At 69.1% G+C, this 17,355-nt stretch carries 14 protein-coding genes; 11 read left to right on the top strand and 3 right to left on the bottom strand.

The genetic code is table 11. The annotated features are described in order from the left end of the window. Positions 1–205: 205 nt before the first annotated feature. Complete coding sequence (locus ACI2LY_RS23920; protein WP_404708954.1) at positions 206–2,488, bottom strand: (Fe-S)-binding protein; 2,283 nt, start codon at positions 2,486–2,488, stop codon at positions 206–208. A 284-nt stretch (positions 2,489–2,772) separates the two neighbouring features. Here ACI2LY_RS23920 and dnaK point away from each other — a divergent pair, with 284 nt between their 5' ends. The 6 genes from dnaK to ACI2LY_RS23890 all read left to right on the top strand — a co-directional run bounded on the left by dnaK (position 2,773) and on the right by ACI2LY_RS23890 (position 9,649). Beyond that, on the top strand, positions 2,773–4,614 hold the full coding sequence (gene dnaK / locus ACI2LY_RS23915; protein WP_161148360.1) for a molecular chaperone DnaK: 1,842 nt from the start codon (positions 2,773–2,775) through the stop codon (positions 4,612–4,614). Continuing rightward, positions 4,611–5,261 (top strand): nucleotide exchange factor GrpE, encoded by a 651-nt coding sequence (grpE, locus tag ACI2LY_RS23910; RefSeq protein ID WP_404708953.1) that lies wholly within the window; start codon positions 4,611–4,613, stop codon positions 5,259–5,261. The genes dnaK and grpE overlap by 4 nt, the downstream gene beginning before the upstream one ends. 45 nt (positions 5,262–5,306) lie before the next feature. After that, positions 5,307–6,491 carry a molecular chaperone DnaJ gene (gene dnaJ, locus ACI2LY_RS23905; RefSeq protein WP_404708952.1) on the top strand — a complete coding sequence of 395 codons (1,185 nt, stop codon included), beginning with the start codon at positions 5,307–5,309 and terminating at the stop codon, positions 6,489–6,491. 5 nt (positions 6,492–6,496) lie between these two features. Beyond that, positions 6,497–6,955, top strand: coding sequence for a heat shock protein transcriptional repressor HspR (locus ACI2LY_RS23900; protein WP_030816557.1), 459 nt, complete (start codon positions 6,497–6,499; stop codon positions 6,953–6,955). Positions 6,956–7,291: 336 nt separating this feature from the next. Then, positions 7,292–8,401 (top strand): sugar ABC transporter substrate-binding protein, encoded by a 1,110-nt coding sequence (locus ACI2LY_RS23895; protein ID WP_393913151.1) that lies wholly within the window; start codon positions 7,292–7,294, stop codon positions 8,399–8,401. A 219-nt stretch (positions 8,402–8,620) separates the two neighbouring features. Continuing rightward, positions 8,621–9,649 carry a LuxR C-terminal-related transcriptional regulator gene (locus ACI2LY_RS23890; protein WP_389004023.1) on the top strand — a complete coding sequence of 343 codons (1,029 nt, stop codon included), beginning with the start codon at positions 8,621–8,623 and terminating at the stop codon, positions 9,647–9,649. A gap of 9 nt (positions 9,650–9,658) precedes the next feature. Here the strand turns inward: ACI2LY_RS23890 and ACI2LY_RS23885 are convergent, their stop codons facing one another. Beyond that, a complete protein-coding gene (locus ACI2LY_RS23885) occupies positions 9,659–10,672 on the bottom strand; it encodes a helix-turn-helix transcriptional regulator (protein ID WP_404708951.1) in 1,014 nt (337 codons plus the stop codon). A 349-nt stretch (positions 10,673–11,021) separates the two neighbouring features. On the opposite strand from ACI2LY_RS23885, the gene ACI2LY_RS23880 reads away from it, so the two are divergent. Then, a complete protein-coding gene (locus ACI2LY_RS23880) occupies positions 11,022–11,357 on the top strand; it encodes a hypothetical protein (RefSeq protein ID WP_030816552.1) in 336 nt (111 codons plus the stop codon). Positions 11,358–11,495: 138 nt separating this feature from the next. On the opposite strand, the gene ACI2LY_RS23875 is transcribed toward ACI2LY_RS23880, so the two are convergent. Further along, a complete protein-coding gene (locus ACI2LY_RS23875; protein WP_404708950.1) occupies positions 11,496–11,909 on the bottom strand; it encodes a pyridoxamine 5'-phosphate oxidase family protein in 414 nt (137 codons plus the stop codon). 115 nt (positions 11,910–12,024) lie between these two features. Between ACI2LY_RS23875 and clpB the strand changes: the two genes are divergently transcribed. The 4 genes from clpB to ACI2LY_RS23855 all read left to right on the top strand — a co-directional run bounded on the left by clpB (position 12,025) and on the right by ACI2LY_RS23855 (position 17,293). Further along, on the top strand, positions 12,025–14,622 hold the full coding sequence (gene clpB / locus ACI2LY_RS23870) for an ATP-dependent chaperone ClpB (RefSeq protein ID WP_404708949.1): 2,598 nt from the start codon (positions 12,025–12,027) through the stop codon (positions 14,620–14,622). 132 nt (positions 14,623–14,754) lie between these two features. Further along, the gene (locus tag ACI2LY_RS23865; protein WP_404708948.1) at positions 14,755–16,059 is read left to right on the top strand and encodes an ATP/GTP-binding protein; all 1,305 of its coding nucleotides are present in this window, start codon (positions 14,755–14,757) and stop codon (positions 16,057–16,059) included. Continuing rightward, the gene (locus tag ACI2LY_RS23860) at positions 16,037–16,627 is read left to right on the top strand and encodes an RloB family protein (protein ID WP_404708947.1); all 591 of its coding nucleotides are present in this window, start codon (positions 16,037–16,039) and stop codon (positions 16,625–16,627) included. The genes ACI2LY_RS23865 and ACI2LY_RS23860 overlap by 23 nt, the downstream gene beginning before the upstream one ends. 135 nt (positions 16,628–16,762) lie before the next feature. Beyond that, positions 16,763–17,293, top strand: coding sequence for a YbjN domain-containing protein (locus ACI2LY_RS23855; RefSeq protein ID WP_389004029.1), 531 nt, complete (start codon positions 16,763–16,765; stop codon positions 17,291–17,293). The last annotated feature ends 62 nt before the right edge of the window (positions 17,294–17,355 follow it).

Below are 17,355 nucleotides of genomic sequence, written 5' to 3'. Positions count from 1 at the left end.
CACACTCACTCCCTGATTCGTGTCGAAGAAGAGGCACGCGCGGGCTCCTCGGCCGACGCGGCATCCTCAACGTATCGGGAGATAACGGGGCATATAGGTTCTGCATATGCCGTCTGGGTGCGTGCTGTACGGGTGTTTTCCGGGGGAAGCAGCGGTGCCCCCCTGACCACTGGTCAGGGGGGCACCGCTCAGATCGTCCGCGTGGCTACTTCACCGGCTCGGGCTCCGGCTCGGTCGCGGGCTCGTCGTCGTCCGCCGGGTCCGCCGGGGTCCGGACGGAGTCCAGCAGCAGCTGGGCGACGTCCACGACCTGGATGGACTCCTTGGCCTTGCCATCGTTCTTCTTGCCGTTGACCGAGTCGGTCAGCATGACCAGGCAGAACGGGCAGGCGGTGGAGACGATGTCGGGGTTGAGGGAGAGGGCCTCGTCGACGCGCTCGTTGTTGATGCGCTTGCCGATCCGCTCCTCCATCCACATCCGCGCGCCACCGGCGCCACAGCAGAAGCCGCGCTCCTTGTGGCGGTGCATCTCCTCGTTCCGGAGGCCCGGGACCTTGCCGATGATCTCGCGCGGAGGCGTGTAGATCTTGTTGTGTCGGCCCAGGTAGCAGGGGTCGTGGTACGTGATGAGGCCCTCGACCGGGGTGACGGGGATCAGCTTGCCCTCGTCCACCAGGTGCTGGAGCAGCTGGGTGTGGTGGATGACCTCGTAGTCGCCGCCGAGCTGCGGGTACTCGTTGCCGAGCGTGTTGAGGCAGTGCGGGCAGGTGGCGACGATCTTCTTGGCCGACTTGGGCTTCGCCGACTCGGGGACCACCTTGCCGTCGTCGTCCATCTCCTCGCCGAAGGCGGCGTTGAGGGACATGACGTTCTCCATGCCGAGCTCCTGGAACAGGGGCTCGTTGCCGAGACGGCGGGCGGAGTCACCGGTGCACTTCTCGTCGCCGCCCATGATGGCGAACTTGACGCCCGCGATGTGCAGCAGCTCGGCGAACGCCTTGGTCGTCTTCTTGGCGCGGTCCTCCAGGGCACCGGCACAGCCGACCCAGTAGAGGTACTCGACCTCGGACAGGTCCTCGATGTCCTTGCCGACGACCGGGACCTCGAAGTCGACCTCCTTGGTCCACTCCAGCCGCTGCTTCTTGGCCAGGCCCCAGGGGTTGCCCTTCTTCTCCAGGTTCTTGAGCATCGTGCCCGCCTCGGACGGGAACGCGGACTCGATCATCACCTGGTAGCGGCGCATGTCGACGATGTGGTCGACGTGCTCGATGTCGACCGGGCACTGCTCGACACAGGCGCCGCAGGTGGTGCAGGACCACAGGACGTCCGGGTCGATGACGCCGTTCTCCTCGGCGGTGCCGATGAGCGGACGCTCGGCCTCGGCGAGGGCTGCGGCGGGAACGTCCTTCAGCTGCTCCTCGGACGCCTTCTCGTCGCCCTCCATGGTCTTGCCGCCACCCGCGAGCAGGTAGGGCGCCTTGGCGTGGGCGTGGTCCCGCAGCGACATGATCAGCAGCTTCGGGGAGAGCGGCTTGCCGGTGTTCCACGCGGGGCACTGCGACTGGCAGCGGCCGCACTCGGTGCAGGTGGAGAAGTCCAGCAGGCCCTTCCAGGAGAACTGCTCGACCTGGGAGACGCCGAAGACGTCGTCGTCACCGGGGTCGGTGAAGTCGATCGGCTTGCCGCCGGAGGTCATCGGCTGGAGCGCGCCGAGGGCCACCCCGCCGTCCGCGTCCCGCTTGAACCAGATGTTCGGGAACGCCAGGAAGCGGTGCCAGGCCACACCCATGTTGGTGTTGAGCGAGACCACGATCATCCAGATGAACGAGGTCCCGATCTTGATCATGGCGACCAGGTAGACCAGGTTCTGCAGCGTCGTGACGCTGAGCGCCTTGAAGGCGAGGACCAGCGGGTACGAGGCGAAGTAGGCCGCCTCGTAGTGGTCGACGCCGTGCAGGGCGCCCTCGAGGCCGCGCAGGGTGTAGATCGCCAGGCCGATGGTGAGGATGACGTACTCGACGAAGTACGCCTGGCCGGACTTGGAACCGGCGAAGCGGGACTTGCGGCCCGGTCGGCTGGGCAGGCTCAGCAGTCGGATGACCATCAGCACGGCGATGCCGAGGATCGTCATCACACCGATGAACTCGATGTACAGCTCGAAGGGCAGGAAGTCGCCGATGAGGGGCAGGGTCCAGTCGGCCTTGAAGAGCTGGCCGAACGCCTGGGCCAGGGTCGGCGGCAGCGTCAGGAAGCCCACGGCCACGAACCAGTGGGCCACGCCGACGATGCCCCACCGGTTCATCCGGGTGTGGCCGAGGAACTCCCGCACCAGGGTCACGCTGCGCTGGTACGGGTTGTCGGTCCGGGTACCGGCGGGGACGGGCTGGCCCAGCTTGAAGTACCGGACGAACTGTCCGATGGCCCGGGCGAGCAGCGCGACACCGACCACGGTCAGGACCAGCGACACGATGATCGCGGCGAGTTGCATGAGGGGCTCCTGAGGCGGCCTCGAAATTACTAAGCGGTAACTTATGCAGTCCGTCTGAGACTACCCCCATCCTCCTGCGCGATGCAGCACGGCGCGGGGTGAGATGAGTCGCTGAGGGTTGCCTTCGCCGGGACGGGGGAACGCGCCCCCGACCAGGCCGAACCCCTCCTTGCATATAAGAGCCATATAAGAGTTGAGCCCGGTCGGCTCATGTCTGTTGACCCAGAGCGATCGGAGTGGCACACTTGAGCCAGTCACACTCAAGTTCTCTGGAGGAACCAACCATGGCACGTGCGGTCGGCATCGACCTGGGCACGACTAACTCCGTCGTCAGCGTTCTGGAGGGCGGCGAGCCCACCGTCATCACCAACGCCGAGGGTGCCCGGACCACGCCGTCCGTCGTCGCCTTCGCGAAGAACGGTGAGGTGCTGGTCGGCGAGGTCGCCAAGCGCCAGGCGGTCACCAACGTGGACCGGACCATCCGTTCCGTGAAGCGCCACATGGGCACGGACTGGAAGATCGAGCTCGACGGCAAGAGCTTCAACCCGCAGCAGATGAGCGCCTTCATCCTGCAGAAGCTGAAGCGCGACGCCGAGGCGTACCTGGGCGAGAAGGTGGCCGACGCGGTCATCACCGTCCCGGCGTACTTCAACGACTCCGAGCGTCAGGCGACCAAGGAGGCCGGTGAGATCGCGGGCCTCAACGTCCTGCGCATCGTCAACGAGCCGACCGCCGCCGCCCTCGCGTACGGCCTCGACAAGGACGACCAGACCATCCTGGTCTTCGACCTCGGTGGCGGCACCTTCGACGTCTCGCTGCTGGAGATCGGTGACGGCGTCGTCGAGGTGAAGGCCACCAACGGTGACAACCACCTCGGTGGTGACGACTGGGACCAGCGCGTCGTCGACTACCTGGTCCAGCAGTTCAAGGCCGGCCACGGCGTGGATCTCGCCAAGGACAAGATGGCCCTCCAGCGCCTCCGTGAGGCCGCCGAGAAGGCCAAGATCGAGCTGTCCTCCTCCACGGAGACCTCGATCAACCTGCCCTACATCACGGCGTCCGCCGAGGGCCCGCTGCACCTGGACGAGAAGCTCACCCGCGCCCAGTTCCAGCAGCTGACCGCCGACCTGCTGGAGCGCTGCAAGACGCCGTTCCACAACGTCATCAAGGACGCGGGCATCCAGCTGTCCGAGATCGACCACGTCGTCCTCGTCGGTGGCTCCACCCGTATGCCGGCCGTCGCCGAGCTCGTCAAGGAGCTGACCGGTGGCAACGAGGCCAACAAGGGCGTGAACCCGGACGAGGTCGTCGCCATCGGTGCCGCCCTCCAGGCCGGTGTCCTCAAGGGCGAGGTCAAGGACGTCCTGCTCCTCGACGTCACCCCGCTGTCCCTCGGTATCGAGACCAAGGGCGGCATCATGACCAAGCTCATCGAGCGGAACACGACGATCCCGACCAAGCGGTCCGAGATCTTCACCACCGCCGAGGACAACCAGCCCTCCGTGCAGATCCAGGTCTACCAGGGCGAGCGCGAGATCGCGGCGTACAACAAGAAGCTCGGGATGTTCGAGCTGACCGGTCTGCCGCCCGCCCCGCGCGGTGTCCCGCAGATCGAGGTCGCCTTCGACATCGACGCCAACGGCATCATGCACGTGACCGCGAAGGACCTCGGCACGGGCAAGGAGCAGAAGATGACCGTCACCGGTGGCTCCTCGCTGCCGAAGGACGAGGTCGACCGCATGCGCCAGGAGGCCGAGAAGTACGCGGAGGAGGACCACGCCCGCCGCGAGGCCGCCGAGTCCCGCAACCAGGGCGAGCAGCTCGTCTACCAGACCGAGAAGTTCCTCAAGGACAACGAGGACAAGGTCCCGGGCGAGATCAAGACCGAGGTCGAGGAGGCTGTCGCCGAGCTGAAGGAGAAGCTCAAGGGCGAGGACAGCGCCGAGATCCGTACGGCCACCGAGAAGGTCGCCGCCGTCTCGCAGAAGCTCGGCCAGGCCATGTACGCCGACGCCCAGGGCGCCCAGGCCGCCGGCGGTCCCTCCGCCGACGCCGGTGACGCCAAGGACGACGACGTCGTGGACGCCGAGATCGTCGACGACGAGCGCAAGGACGGTGCCGCGTGACGGAGGAGACTCCGGGCTTCGAGGAGAAGCCCGACGTCCCCTCCGGCGCGAACCCCGACGACGCCGAGCCGAAGGCCGCCTCCGAGAAGGAGGCGGCCCCGGCTGGGGACGCAAGTGCGGACGCCGGTCTGGTGGCGCAGCTGGACCAGGTGCGGACGGCGCTCGGTGAGCGCACGGCCGACCTCCAGCGGCTCCAGGCCGAGTACCAGAACTACCGCCGCCGCGTCGAGCGCGACCGCATCGCGGTCAAGGAGGTCGCCGTCGCGAACCTCCTGACCGAGCTGCTGCCCGTGCTGGACGACATCGGCCGCGCGCGGGAGCACGGCGAACTGGTCGGCGGCTTCAAGTCGGTGGCCGAGTCGATGGAGTCCGTGGCGGCCAAGATGGGCCTCATGCAGTTCGGCAAGGAGGGCGAGCCCTTCGACCCGACGATCCATGAAGCCCTGATGCACTCCTACGCGCCCGACGTCACCGAGACGACGTGCGTGGCCATCCTCCAGCCCGGCTACCGCATCGGTGAGCGCACCATCCGCCCCGCGCGGGTGGCCGTCGCCGAGCCGCAGCCCGGCGCGCAGACCGTCCAGGCGGAGGAGGCCGAGGAGAGCGCGGCCGACGACAAGGAGAACGGTGGCCCGGAGGAGGGCTGACGTAATCACCGAGATCACGCAGGACCGGAAGGAGGGACGTCGGGGATGAGCACCAAGGACTTCATCGAGAAGGACTTCTACAAGGTCCTCGGCGTCCCCAAGGACGCCACCGAGGCGGAGATCAAGAAGGCGTACCGGAAGCTCGCCCGCGAGTTCCACCCGGACGCCAACAAGGGCAACACCCGCGCCGAGGAGCGCTTCAAGGAGATCTCCGAGGCGAACGACGTCCTCGGCGACCCCAAGAAGCGCAAGGAGTACGACGACGCGCGCGCCCTGTTCGGCAACGGCGGTTTCCGGCCGGGGCCGGGCGCGGCGGGCGGCGGGCAGTTCAACTTCGACCTCGGCGACCTCTTCGGCGGCGCGGGCGGGCCCGGCGGCGCGCAGAGCGGCAGCTTCGGCGGCGGCATCGGCGATGTCTTCGGCGGCCTGTTCAACCGGGGCGGCGCGGGTACCACCCGTACCCAGCCGCGCCGGGGGCAGGACGTCGACACCGAGGTGACGCTCAGCTTCACCGAGGCGATCGAGGGCGCGACCGTACCGCTCCGGATGACCTCGCAGGCGCCCTGCAAGGCGTGTTCGGGCACCGGCGACAAGAACGGCACGCCGCGCGTGTGCCCGACCTGCGTCGGCACCGGACAGGTCGCGCGGGGCTCGGGCGGCGGCTTCTCGCTCACCGACCCGTGCCCCGACTGCAAGGGCCGCGGCCTGATCGCCGAGCACCCCTGCACCGAGTGCGGCGGCAGCGGCCGGGCCAAGTCCTCGCGCACCATGCAGGTCCGCATCCCGGCGGGTGTCACCGACGGGCAGCGCATCCGGCTGCGCGGCAAGGGCGCGCCCGGCGAGCGCGGCGGCCCGGCGGGCGACCTGTACGTCACCGTCCATGTCGGCGAGCACAAGGTGTTCGGCCGCAAGGGCGACAACCTCACCGTCACCGTCCCGGTGACGTTCGCCGAGGCAGCCCTCGGCGGCGAGGTGCGGGTACCCACCCTCGGCGGGTCCCCGGTCACCCTGAAGCTGCCGCCCGGCACGCCCAACGGCCGCACCATGCGGGCGCGGGGCAAGGGCGCGGCGCGCAAGGACGGCAGCCATGGTGATCTGCTGATCACCGTGGAGGTGAGTGTCCCGAAGGACCTCTCGGGGAAGGCTCGTGACGCGCTCGAGGCGTATCGAGAGGCGACCGCGGACGAGGACCCGCGGGCGGAGCTGTTCGAGGCCGCGAAGGGAGAATGAGCCCGATGGACACACCCGGTCGTCGGCGCAACCCGTACGAGCTGACCGAGGAGACCCCGGTCTACGTCATCTCGGTCGCCGCGCAGCTCTCCGGACTCCATCCGCAGACGCTCCGGCAGTACGACCGCCTCGGTCTGGTCTCCCCGGACCGCACGGCGGGTCGTGGGCGGCGCTATTCGGCCCGTGACATCGAACTGCTCCGCCAGGTGCAGCAGTTGTCGCAGGACGAGGGCATCAACCTGGCCGGCATCAAGCGCATCATCGAGCTGGAGAACCACGTCGCGGCTCTCCAGTCCCGGGTCGCGGAGCTGGAATCGGCCCTGGACGGCGCGGCGGCGACGATGCGTCAGCGCGAGGCCGCGGTGCACGCGTCCTACCGGCGCGACCTGGTCCCGTACCAGGAGGTCCAGCAGACCAGCGCGCTGGTGGTGTGGCGGCCCAAGCGGCAGCAGTCCGCGGACTGACGGGACGTATCCGAGCACCTTCGAAGGGGCCGGGAGGCACAACGCCTCCCGGCCCCTTCGGTTGTTCACGGGGGTGTTCACGGGTGCGTTCACAGCCTGGCTGACTTCATTCGACCATGTGTACGTAACAGGTGGGTCGGGCGGGGAGGGTGTGAAGCGTGTTTACAGAGGGTCGCGCAAGGCTTCCCCATGTCTTCACTTCCTGAACGCTGCGTGGTGTTGCCATCTCGTTAAGTTGTTTTGCTTGACGCCATGGGGCGCCTGCAAGTTGTCTTTTCAGACACCTGGGTCGCGCACGCAGCACCCCGTCGGAACGCACCTGAAGTGAGCCCTCGAATGCGTCGTATCGCCATGTCCGTGGCCGCCGTCTCCACGATGGTCCTCCCGCTCGCCGGCTGCGGCGTCCTGAACTCGGCGGGTGACGACGCGAGCGCGAGCCCGACCATGGGCGACCAGGTCACCGTCGGCCTGCTGCTCCCGGAGAAGGCCAACACCCGCTACGACAAGTTCGACTACCCGATCATCAAGAGCAAGGTGTCCGAACTGACCCACAAAAAGGGGAAGGTCGAGTACGCCAACGCCGACGCGGACGCCGGTCAGCAGGCCGACCAGATGCAGCGGATGATCGACGAGAAGGTCAACGTCATCCTGCTGGACGCGGTCGACTCGCACGCCATCGCGTCGACGGTGAAGAAGGCCAAGGACGCGGGCATCCCGGTCATCGCCTACGACCGGCTGGCCGAGGGCCCGATCGACGCGTACATCTCCTTCGACAACGAGCTGGTCGGCGAGGTGCAGGGCCGCTCCCTGCTGGAGCGTCTTGGTGCGAGTGCCGGGCTCTCCGACAAGATCGTGATGATGAACGGCTCGCCCACCGACCCCAACGCCAAGCAGTTCAAGGAGGGCGCGCTCTCCGAGCTGAACGGCAAGGTGACGATCGCGGACAGCTTCGACACCAAGGACTGGAAGCCGGAGAACGCCGAGGCCAACATGACCGAGGCGATCGGCAGGATAGGCAAGTCCGACATCGCGGCCGTCTACTCCGCGAACGACGGCATGGCGGCCGGGGTCATCAAGGCCCTCAAGAAGGCCGGGGTCACCACCATGCCCCCGATCACCGGCCAGGACGCCGAACTCGACGCCGTGCAGCGCATCCTGGCGGGCACGCAGTACATGAGCGTCTACAAGTCCTACCCGGACGAGGCCGAGGCCGCGGCGCAGATGGCCGTCGCCAAGGTGCAGGGCAAGGACATCCAGTTCGACGCCCTCACCCAGGACCGCATCGACAGCCCCACCGACAAGCAGATCCCGGCCAAGCTGGTCCAGGTGAGCGCGCTGACCAAGAGCAAGATCAAGGAGACGGTCGTCGCGGACGGCATCTACTCGGTCGACGACATCTGCACGGCCGACTACAAGGCGGCCTGCGCGGCCGTCGGCCTGCGCTGACGCCGTACGGCACGGTCGGGGCACGGCCCCGAGACACATGAGGGAGGCGGCCCCGCCGACGGCGGGACCGCCTCCTTTTTTCGTGCCCCGGCGGCCCCTTGCGATCCGGGCATACCGGTGTTTCGCGGCCCGCGGGGCGCGGGGAGCCGTGTTGCGGAGGCGGGCGGGGCCGCGCATAGTTGCGCTGCGAAGTGGCGGCGACCGGGGGTGGAATGGGCGATGGCCGGGCACGCGACGGAGAGACATCCCCATGGTGCCGACCGGCTGTGCGGGCCGGGGGACCGCGTGTACTCCCGCGCGGTACGCCGCGGCCGGGTGCCGCGCGCCGAGGCCGAGCCGGTGCCCTGCCTGCTGGAACTGGCCCTGCTGCACCCCGACCCCGACGACATGGACTGGCTGGTCCCCACCTCCCCGCAGGAGGTGATGACCCGGCTGCTGCGCGGGGTCTACGACGAGGTCACCCAGAGCCAGCGCCGGATGGGCTCGGCGGTCGCCGCGTTCGACTGGTACGCCGGACTCGGCCGTCAACTGCCCGACCTCGCCCCGCAGGGTGAAGGCGCCGCGATCCGGGTGCTGGACGGGCTCACCCGTATCCAGGCCGCGATGGACGAGGCCACCGAGCGCTGTGCGACCGAGGTGCTCACCGTGCAGCCCGGCGGCATCCGGCGCGAGGCCGAGCTGACCGAGGGACTGCACCGGGCGCTCGAACTGCGCGGCCGGGGCGTGCGGATGCGCGACCTGTACACCCATGTCGCCCGGCACGGGCAGGGGTTGCTCAACTACCTGGAGCTGATGGGCGACGCGGTGGAGGCCCGCACCCTGGACGAGGTCATCGACCGGCTCATCCTCTTCGACCGCACGGTCGCCTTCATCCCCGCCAACACCGACCGCACCATGGCCCTGGAGCTGCGCCACCCGGCGCTGGTGGAGTACCTGGTGACGGTCTTCGAGCGGCTGTGGCGGCTGGCGATCCCGCTCACCGCCCCGCTGCCCGACACCGGAATCGAGGGCATCTCGCACCGCGAACGCGCCATCGCCGCGCTGCTCGCCGAGGGCCACCAGGACGCGGTGATCGCCGAGCGGCTCGGCATCAGCGTGCGCACCTGCCGCGCGCACATAGCCCGGCTCTCGGAGACCCTGGGCGCGACCAGCCGTACCCAACTCGGCGTCAGGATCGCCCAGGTGGGGCTGGACGGCCCGTCGCACGGACCGGCCCCGGCGCCCGCGGGCGGCCTGCGCGCACCCTGAACTCCGCCCCTACGCGTCCTCGTTGAGGATGCCGGAGCGGGCGATGAGGTAGCCGAGCTGGGCCCGGCTGCCGCTGCCCAGCGAGGTGGCCAGCTTGGCGATGTGGGCCCGGCAGGTGCGGACGTTCATCCCCAGGCGGCGCGCGATGGCCTCGTCCACATGGCCCTCCACCAGGAGCTTGGCGATGGAGTGCTGGACATCGGTGAGGCCGTCCGGCGCGGTCTCGTAGGGCGTGCCCGCGCTCAGCGGGACCGCGCGGCTCCACATGAACTCGAAGACCTTGACCAGGTAGCGCACCAGGCCGGGGTGGCGCAGCTCCAGGGCGACCTGGCGGTCCTCCTGGACCGGGATGAAGGCCACCGTCTCGTCACAGATGATCAGCCGCTCCACCAACTCGTCGATGGTGCGGTACTCCGCCTTGCCGTCGGCGAAGCGGTCCACGTAGGCGAGGCGGTCGGCGCTGTAGCGGGCGGTGTGCTGGTAGAGGGTGCGGATGCGGACCCCGCGCTCGATCAGCGGGCGGTCGCGGTCCAGCGCCTCCAGGAGGCGGTTCTCGGGGCTGCGGCGGCCGCCTGGCTGCACGGTGAGCACCTCGGTGCGGCACTGGCCGGTCGCCAGGTCCAGGGCCGCGTTGATGCGGTCCAGGCCCTCCAGCACGGTGATGGCGTGCGTCGGGGCGTCCTCGCGCGCGCTCAGCGTCATGAAGGGTTCGAATATCTCGGACAGCACGATGGACCGGCGCCGCCGCTCGGCGATCTCCCGCTCGATCGGGGTCAGCCGCTGGGCCAGCGCGACGGCAGGCGCCACGGGCCGCAGCCAGCCGGGGTCGTCGGGATCGGGGTGGAGCAGGGCGAACTCCATCAGGCACGGGGCCGCTTCGGCGTCCGCGCGCGGGATGCGGCCGGTGCGCAGCGCGCTCGCGTAGAGACGGCTCCCATCCGCGCACATCTCGGTCACCGCGTGGGGATGTGTCGCCTCTGTCCCGTTTATCACTGAATCTCCACCCCCCAGGGTCCTGAACATGCAGGAACATGATGCACCGATCGTGTGGCGATGATGTGCCTGAATGAGCCATCGTCTAACTCGACGGGGGAAGAGGGGACTTTCAAGTGAGGACGAAGCCGACCATGCGTAACAGAATGCTTCGCTCGGCGCTTGTTGCCGCTCTCTCCGCCGTTGCGGCCGTCGGAACTCTGGCGGGCCTCTCCGGTGCGGCGAGCGCGCACGGGCCGGGTACCGGGGGGACCGTGACAGCGGCGGGCGTTCAGGACACCCGGTGGGACACCGCCCCGCTGGACACCAGGTGGGACAGTACGACCGCGGATACGAGGTGGGACGTCGCCCCGCTCGACACGCGGTGGGACTGATCACCATGACCACGCCTCCCGACGACCGCTCCTTCCGTCGTGAGATGGCCACCGCCTACCGTTCCGGCTGGCACTTCATCGACCTGGTCACCGCCATCCCCCACAGCGGCGACTCGTTGATGGTGACGGTGTTCGGCGAACCGGTCGTGGTCACCCGGGACGAGGACGAGGACGTACGGGCGTACCGCTGCCTGCGCAAGCCACGCGGCGCGCCGCAGCCGGTGCGGTGTGCCGTCCGGTACGGCATGATCTTCGTCAATCTCGACCAGCGGGACCACCGTCTCGCGGAGCCCGAGGTCGCCGACCTCAGGACCACAACTGCCACCCCCCGCAGTGCCTGACGCGATTCCCCCGTCGTAAAAGATCGCTCAGGCGCTTCCCCCCGCAGCGGCGTCACCGTGACCTGAACACGGTGACGCCGCTGCAGTTTCTGCGCATATTTCGGGGTACGCGCCCTCCGGCCAAGTGGCCGAAACTGCTCAGCCGTTGCCGAGCGCGCGTTCCACCTCGATCTCGATGGCGACCCGCAGCGGGTTCTCCCGGGGCTCCCGGCCGTACCGCTCGGTGAAGCGCCGCTCCGCCTCCGCGACCGACTCCCGGTCCTCGCGTACCCGCGCCCGCCCCTCCAGCGTGGCCCAGCGCCGGCCGTCCACCTGGCACACCGCCACCCGCGCGCCCTCGGGTCCGGCCGCGCGCACGTGCGCCGCCTTCGCGCTGGTGCCGCTGGTGATGACGCGGGCGATCCCCGCCTCCGGGTCCCAGGTCACGCAGACCGGCACGACATGCGGACTGCCGTCCCGGCGCGGGGTGGTGAGCGTGCTCAGGTGCCGCTCCCGCCAGAAGGCGAGGTACGCGTCGTCCGGTGCGTCCAGGTCTACGGAATGTGTGGCCATGACCGAAACCTAGCCAATCTGAGGCTCGCGCCGCTTAATTGAGTGCAGGTGACTCAAGTTTGTGTACACTGGTTAAGTCATCAGTGGAGTAGTGGCGGAAGGGGAGAACACGCACGTGGACGCCGAGCTGACCAACAGGAGCCGGGACGCGATCAACGCCGCGAGCCAGCGGGCCGTGACGGAGGGGCACCCCGACCTGACGCCCGCTCACCTGTTGCTCGCGCTGCTCGCGGGTCAGGACAACGAGAACATCACCGACCTGCTCGCCGCCGTCGGCGCCGATCCGGCCGCCGTGCGTGCCGGGGCCGAGCGCGCCCTCGCCACGCTGCCCAGCGTGACCGGCTCCACCGTCGCGCCCCCGCAGCCCAGCCGGGAGCTGCTCGCCGTCCTCGCGGACGCCGACGAGCGCGCCGGGGAACTCGGGGACGACTACCTCTCCACCGAACACCTGTTGACCGGTCTCGCCGCGAAGGGCGGCGCCGCCGGGGAAGTGCTCCGGGAGCAGGGAGCCACCGCCAAGAAGCTGCAAGACGCCTTTCAGAAGGCCAGAGGAGGACGCCGCGTGACCACCGCCGACCCCGAGGGTCAGTACAAGGCCCTGGAGAAGTTCGGCACCGACTTCACCGCCGCCGCCCGGGAGGGCCGCCTCGACCCGGTCATCGGCCGGGACCAGGAGATCCGCCGGGTCGTGCAGGTGCTGAGCCGCCGCACCAAGAACAACCCCGTCCTCATCGGTGAGCCGGGCGTCGGCAAGACCGCCGTGGTCGAGGGGCTGGCCCAGCGCATCGTCAAGGGTGATGTGCCGGAGTCCCTGAAGGACAAGCGGCTGGTCTCGCTGGACCTCGGCGCGATGGTCGCGGGCGCGAAGTACCGCGGTGAGTTCGAGGAGCGGCTCAAGGCCGTGCTCTCGGAGATCAAGGACTCCGACGGGCAGATCATCACCTTCATCGACGAGCTGCACACGGTCGTCGGCGCGGGCGCGGGCGGTGACTCCGCGATGGACGCGGGCAACATGCTCAAGCCGATGCTGGCCCGCGGCGAGCTGCGCATGGTCGGCGCGACCACGCTGGACGAGTACCGCGAGCGGATCGAGAAGGACCCGGCGCTGGAGCGGCGCTTCCAGCAGGTGCTGGTCGCCGAGCCGAGCGTCGAGGACACCATCGCGATCCTGCGCGGTCTGAAGGGGCGGTACGAGGCGCACCACAAGGTGCAGATCGCGGACAGCGCGCTGGTGGCCGCCGCGACCCTGTCCGACCGGTACATCACCTCCCGCTTCCTGCCCGACAAGGCGATCGACCTGGTGGACGAGGCCGCGTCCCGCCTCCGCATGGAGATCGACTCCTCGCCCGTCGAGATCGACGAGCTCCAGCGCGGTGTCGACCGGCTGCGGATGGAGGAGCTGGCGATCGGCAAGGAGACCGACCCGGCCTCCCGCGAGCGCCTGGAGCGGCTGCGCCGCGACCTCGCCGACAAGGAGGAGGAGCTGCGCGGGCTCACCGCCCGCTGGGAGAAGGAGAAGCAGTCCCTCAACCGGGTCGGTGAGCTGAAGGAGCGCCTGGACGACCTGCGCGGCCAGGCCGAACGCGCCCAGCGCGACGGCGACTTCGACACCGCCTCCAAGCTGTTGTACGGGGAGATCCCCGAGCTGGAGAAGGAGCTGGAGGCCGCCTCCGAGGCCGAGGAGGAGGCCGCGCGGGACACCATGGTCAAGGAGGAGGTCGGCTCCGACGACATCGCGGACGTCGTCGCCGCCTGGACCGGCATCCCGGCCGGCCGCCTGCTGGAGGGCGAGACGCAGAAGCTGCTGCGCATGGAGGACGAGCTGGGCAAGCGGCTCATCGGCCAGAGCGAGGCCGTGCAGGCCGTCGCCGACGCGGTGCGGCGTGCGCGCGCCGGGGTCGCGGACCCCGACCGGCCCACCGGCTCCTTCCTCTTCCTCGGCCCGACCGGCGTCGGCAAGACCGAACTGGCCAAGGCGCTCGCGGACTTCCTCTTCGACGACGAGCGGGCGATGATCCGCATCGACATGTCGGAGTACGGCGAGAAGCACAGCGTCGCCCGCCTGGTCGGCGCGCCCCCCGGCTACGTCGGGTACGAGGAGGGCGGCCAGCTCACCGAGGCCGTGCGGCGGCGCCCGTACAGCGTGGTGCTGCTGGACGAGGTGGAGAAGGCGCACCCCGAGGTCTTCGACATCCTGCTCCAGGTGCTGGACGACGGCCGCCTGACGGACGGCCAGGGCCGCACGGTCGACTTCCGCAACACCATCCTGGTGCTCACCTCCAACCTGGGCAGCCAGTACCTGGTCGACCCGGCGCTGGACGAGGCTACGAAGCGGCAGCGGGTGCTGGACACGGTACGGGCCTCCTTCAAGCCGGAGTTCCTGAACCGGCTGGACGACCTGGTGGTGTTCTCCGCGCTCAGCGAGGCGGAGCTGGCCCGGATCGCCCGCCTCCAGATCGACCGCCTCGGCCGCCGCCTGGCCGAGCGCCGCCTCACCCTCGACGTCACCCCCGACGCCCTCGCCTGGCTCGCCGAAGAGGGCAACGACCCGGCATACGGCGCCCGCCCCCTGCGCCGCCTGGTCCAGACCGCCATCGGCGACCGCCTCGCCAAGGAGATCCTCTCCGGCGAGATCAAGGACGGCGACACGGTCCGCGTGGACCGCACGGAGGAGGGCCTGAGGGTGGGCCCGGCGACGAAGAAGTCGCTCTGACCGAGGGAACGTGACAGGCCCGCCACCCCTTTGGGTGGCGGGCCTTTTCGCACGGAGAGCCGGAAGCTAGCATTTGATGCGCGGCAAATGTGAAATTCACTTGTTCACTAGCAAGGGAAAGGGGGTTGCGCCGTGCTTTTGAGCTTCAGAGTGGCCAATCACGGCTCCTTGCGCGATCCGCAGGAGCTGAACCTGGTTCCCGCCTATGCCGCCGACCGCCCCGCGCTCCCCGTGGCCGCCATCTACGGCGCCAACGCCTCTGGCAAGTCGACGGTGATGAACGCGTACCAGTTCTTCATGGATGCCGTGCGTGATTCGCAGGCCCGATGGCTCCCGGGCGAGCCGGTGAAGCGCCGTCCCTTCCTCCTGGATCACGACGGCAGGCGCGAACCGTCCAGCTATGCGGTGGATCTGTTGATCGACGGAGTCCGACACGTCTACGGTTTCAGTACCGGTGACCGGGTCATCGAGGAGGAGTGGCTCTACTCCTACCCGAAGAGCCGCAAGCGCGTCCTCTTCGAGCGCAAGGGCAGCGCGGTGACGTTCGGAGCCTCGCTCACCGGCGAGCGGGCTGCCGCCGAGCGGATCATGCGGGCCAACAGCCTGTATCTGTCCGCCGGCGCGCAGTCCGGACACGCGGTGCTGGGCGCCGTGTGGGAAGCCCTGCAGTTTGTCGCGGTCGTCGATGACGGGACACGGCAGGCGCTGCCGACGGCCGGTTCCATCACCGCTGCGGTGTTCGAGTTCTTCGAGGGGTTGGGTATCGCGCGGGCGGAGGAGCTGCTGGCGGCCGCAGACCTTGGAGTGCATGGCGTGCGGCCGAGCCAGGACGACGATCCCGGGCTCGGGAGCTCTGTCCGAGACGCGTGGAAGAAGGAGACCACCAAAGGGATCAGCGACGAGATAGCGGCCATCATCAGTCGGTCCGCGAGTAAGTCGCTCCGGTTCGTCCACCGGGTCGGGGACGAGGAGTTTCTGCTGACGGCTGAGGACGAGTCCGCCGGGACCAAGACCTGGCTCACCCTGGTCACCTGGGGGCTGCTCGCGATCGGGCGCGGTACCCAGCTCTGGATCGACGAAATCGATGTCAGTCTGCACCCCTTGCTGACCGCCAAGCTCGTCAAGCTCTTTCAGAGCACCGAACTCAACCCGTTGGGTGCTCAGTTGGTGTTCACCACACACGACGCGTCGCTCCTCGGCACGATGCTCGGCGAAGAGGTCCTGCGCCGCGACCAGATCTGGTTCGTGGAGAAGGACGCGGCGACCGGGGCCTCGGAGCTGTACCCGCTCAGCGACTTCAAGCCGCGCAAGGGGGAGAACTTCGAGCGGCGGTATCTGGCGGGAAGCTACGGCGCCGTGCCACTGCTGCCCGACGGAGCCTTCGAGGACATGGTCAAGCAGTACTGGGGGGCACGTGGCAAGGCCGTTTCCGCGTGAGGGCTCGGGCCGCCGACGAGGCCCCGTCCGGCGCTCGGCGCGCACGCTCCTGATCGTCTGCGGCAGCAAGGAGACCGAGCGCCAGTACTTCCAGGGCCTGCGCGAGCATCTTCGCAACCCTGCCGTGTCCGTGGTGGTCCGCGGCAAGGCGTGCTCACCGACGCAGTTGGTCGCCTGGGCGAAGACTCAGCGCGGCCTGGTCGCCAGCGGCTACGACGAGGTCTGGTGCGTCTTCGACGTGGACCAGTACCCCGACGTGTCGGCGGCCGTGACCGCCGCGCACCGTGCGGGCATCCGGGTGGCGGTCTCCCACCCCTGCTTCGAGCTGTGGCTGCTGCTCCACTTCGCCGCGCACACCGCCCACGCGGCGACGTACAAGGCCCTGCTGCCGATCCTGCGCAAGCATGTGCCGGAGTACGACAAGACGCGCATCGACTTCGCCGCGTACCGGGACGGCCGGAGCGACGCGATGGAGCGTGCCCGCAAATTGGACTCCTCGGGTGAGGACTACGCCCGGAATCCGTCGACCGGTGTATGGCAGCTCGTGGAGCGGATGGAAGAGCGCTGAGAGTGGGTACTCGCCGCTGAGGGCCCCGTACGGCGCAGGCGTGTCCGCCCGTGGCTGACAGGCCGCGTCGGGGCTTGCCACGGACCTCCCCCTCTGGGGGAGGATGGCGGAATTCCGTACGAAGGGAAAACCACGGTGAGCATCGACCCGTCCTCGATTCCGAACTTCGGGGGCCAGCCCGAGCAGCAGCCGCAGGAACCGGCGGGCCCCGTCCTCCCGGACCAGGACCTCGTCAAGCAGCTCCTGGACCAGATGGAGCTGAAGTACGTCGTGGACGAGGAGGGCGACCTCGCGGCGCCCTGGGAGCAGTTCCGGACGTACTTCATGTTCCGTGGGGAGGACGAGCAGCGCGTCTTCTCGGTGCGGACCTTCTACGACCGCCCGCACCAGATCGAGGAGAAGGCGCGGCTGCTGGAGTCCATCGACGACTGGAACCGCCGCACCCTGTGGCCCAAGGTCTACACCCACACCCACGACGACGGCACGGTCCGCCTCATCGGCGAGGCCCAGATGCTGATCGGCACGGGCGTCGACCTCAACCACTTCGTCTCCTCCACGGTGAGCTGGGTCCGCGCGGCCATCGAGTTCGACAAGTGGCTCGCCGAGCAGCTCGGCCTCGAGCAGGAGATCGACGACGCGGAGGACTCGGGCGGGGACGTGGAGTAGTCCACGCCGACCGGACGACGGCCGAGGGCCGGGGTACGCGTTTCGCGCGCCCCGGCCCTCAG

The organism is Streptomyces sp. NPDC002176 (genome assembly GCF_044903645.1).
Classification (GTDB): Bacteria; Actinomycetota; Actinomycetes; order Streptomycetales; family Streptomycetaceae; genus Streptomyces.
Note: the sequence above shows the minus strand (reverse complement) of the source record. Positions and strands in the feature narration are given on the sequence as shown.

What these genes read in the sequence shown, in the direction of transcription:
- ACI2LY_RS23880 (WP_030816552.1), top strand. Translation starts at nt 11,022, where the DNA reads ATGACCACGCCTCCCGACGACCGCTCCTTCCGTCGTGAGATGGCCACC.
- dnaJ (WP_404708952.1), top strand. Translation starts at nt 5,307, where the DNA reads ATGAGCACCAAGGACTTCATCGAGAAGGACTTCTACAAGGTCCTCGGC.
- ACI2LY_RS23890 (WP_389004023.1), top strand. Translation starts at nt 8,621, where the DNA reads ATGGCCGGGCACGCGACGGAGAGACATCCCCATGGTGCCGACCGGCTG.
- ACI2LY_RS23885 (WP_404708951.1), bottom strand. Translation starts at nt 10,672, where the DNA reads ATGTTCAGGACCCTGGGGGGTGGAGATTCAGTGATAAACGGGACAGAG.
- ACI2LY_RS23900 (WP_030816557.1), top strand. Translation starts at nt 6,497, where the DNA reads ATGGACACACCCGGTCGTCGGCGCAACCCGTACGAGCTGACCGAGGAG.
- ACI2LY_RS23875 (WP_404708950.1), bottom strand. Translation starts at nt 11,909, where the DNA reads ATGGCCACACATTCCGTAGACCTGGACGCACCGGACGACGCGTACCTC.
- ACI2LY_RS23895 (WP_393913151.1), top strand. Translation starts at nt 7,292, where the DNA reads ATGCGTCGTATCGCCATGTCCGTGGCCGCCGTCTCCACGATGGTCCTC.
- dnaK (WP_161148360.1), top strand. Translation starts at nt 2,773, where the DNA reads ATGGCACGTGCGGTCGGCATCGACCTGGGCACGACTAACTCCGTCGTC.
- ACI2LY_RS23920 (WP_404708954.1), bottom strand. Translation starts at nt 2,488, where the DNA reads ATGCAACTCGCCGCGATCATCGTGTCGCTGGTCCTGACCGTGGTCGGT.